Origin of the sequence: Lishizhenia sp., assembly GCF_033720595.1 — a bacterium.
Lineage (GTDB): Bacteria > Bacteroidota > Bacteroidia > Flavobacteriales_D > Crocinitomicaceae > Lishizhenia.
Genome location: NZ_JAWWCF010000306.1, coordinates 1 through 1,969 on the forward strand (window position 1 = coordinate 1; position 1,969 = coordinate 1,969).

Consider the following 1,969-nt stretch of genomic DNA (forward strand, 5'->3'; position numbering starts at 1 on the left):
CCTATGTGAAGTATACTACTGCCTATTTGCACGACAAACAAGAATTAAATGAAAAAGCGCTATTAGACCTTGAGAAAAAATACGATTTTGAAAAACAAAAAGTAATTACTGAACAGGAGCATCATAAAGCAGAAATTGCGCAAGCAGAGGCTGAAAAAATAAGTTTTCAACTGAAGGCGCTCTTTATCTTCTTACTTACCTTTTTAGTGCTTATCTTTTTTATACTTCGCTTACTTTTAAAGAATAAGAAGGCCAGAAAATCATTACAAAAATCTAACGACCGGCTCGAAGAAAGTTTACAACAGAAAGACCTCTTGTTTAAAGAACTACATCACCGTGTAAAAAACAACCTTACCCTTTTGCAAAGCTTGCTTTACCTTAGAGCTTCTACCTCTAACAATCTACAAGTAAAAACTGCATTAAAAGAGTGTGAGCATCGCATACACTCTATGGCAGCAGTGCATCAGAAGCTCTATAATTTAGAAAATGTATCTTCGGTAAACCTCAAAGAGTATTGTAACCAGCTTATTTCTGATTTAAGAACAACTGTTACGATGGACCAAAGGAAAGTGAATATTAATCTTTCCATGAAGGACATCTCCTTAAACATCTCAAAAGCAACACAAATTGGACTTATTTTTAACGAACTCTTTATCAACTCTTTTAAACATGCTACCCCAAAGGGAGAGACACTTGAAATTGGTATAGACATCCATCATGAAAAACAAACACTCATCCTCAACTACCACGATAATGGTCAAGGCTTTTCCCAAGACATTACAAAAAAAGCAGAAGGATTCGGTTTTAAACTCATACGCATACTCTCTCAACAACTCAAAGCATCTTATTCATATAACAATACCAACCATCGTTCACTATTCACCTTTACGATAAAAGAATGAATAAACAGCTCAACATATTAATTGTAGAAGACGAACTACTCATAGGTGAAATGCTCAAAGAAATGCTTCATAACCAACATTACAATGTGGTAGGTATTGCATCTTCGTATATTGAAGGAAAAATACTTTTAGAAGAGCATCCTGAAACCAATATAGTAATTACGGATATTAATTTAAACAACGATCAATCCGGGTTAGAAATGGGGCAATTAATCAACACCCATTATCACATTCCATTTATTTACCTCACCTCTTATTCAGACCCTAAAACATTAGAGCTTGCTGCGGCTACTCAACCTTTTGGTTACATGATAAAACCCTTTAAAGAAGAAGAAATTGCAGCCACTTTGATGATGATAAAATCGCGCATGAACCTAACGCCCGATTTAATCACTTTTAAACATGGAATTGATACTGTAAAATTACAAATCAACGACATCCGTTATTTACAATCTGAAGGCAACTATATTTTGGTATTTACCCAAGAAAAAAAGTATCTACTAAGAACAGCCCTGGAAAGCTTTTTACAAGAAATCAACAGTTCTTTGTTACGCAGAACACATCGATCTTTTGCCGTAAACTTAAATCATATAATAAGCATCAAAAGTCAGGAAATAAAACTCACAGATAAGAAAATTCCTTTATCAAGAAAATACAAAAAAGAAATCCACGACCTGTTTATATCTCAACAGTAAGTTAAATACATACAAAAAAAGGTAGTTCTTAACAAGAAATTCAAATTCATATTCGGCAGTCATATTTTAGTAATGAAATATTAATTTTTATTACTGCACACTTATGAAAAAAAGACGCTTGATTTTTCTAGCTCTTGTTTGCCTTTTTAACCTTTCGAGTATAGCGCAAACTGTTTCTAATTCTGTTACTGCAAAACAAGCTGTTTTAACACCATTACAAACCAAAACTTCTACCGCTAATTTTAGTAAATCCCTTCTGGCCATTTGGGGAACGGGTGCAACAGTTGGAAATACTGATGGACAATTTCAAAACGCAAGCATTAACGTAGGAAGTTATCCCTATGCAGCAACGGGGTGGACCACACAATCATC

General features: G+C 34.2%; 3 protein-coding genes. All 3 read left to right on the top strand.

Annotation, left to right across the window (positions count from 1 at the left end):
- Positions 1–902, top strand: a 902-nt coding sequence (locus R3333_RS14300; protein ID WP_318959444.1) for a sensor histidine kinase, incomplete at its 5' end; no start/stop codon positions are given.
- Positions 899–1,597, top strand: a complete 699-nt coding sequence (locus R3333_RS14305) for a response regulator transcription factor (RefSeq protein WP_318959445.1) — start codon at positions 899–901, stop codon at positions 1,595–1,597. The genes R3333_RS14300 and R3333_RS14305, both read left to right, overlap by 4 nt.
- Positions 1,598–1,700: 103 nt before the next feature.
- Positions 1,701–1,969, top strand: a 269-nt coding sequence (locus R3333_RS14310; protein WP_318959446.1) for a hypothetical protein, incomplete at its 3' end; no start/stop codon positions are given.

Coding starts and splice junctions, on each gene's coding strand:
- R3333_RS14305 (WP_318959445.1), top strand. CDS start 899: ATGAATAAACAGCTCAACATATTAATTGTAGAAGACGAACTACTCATA.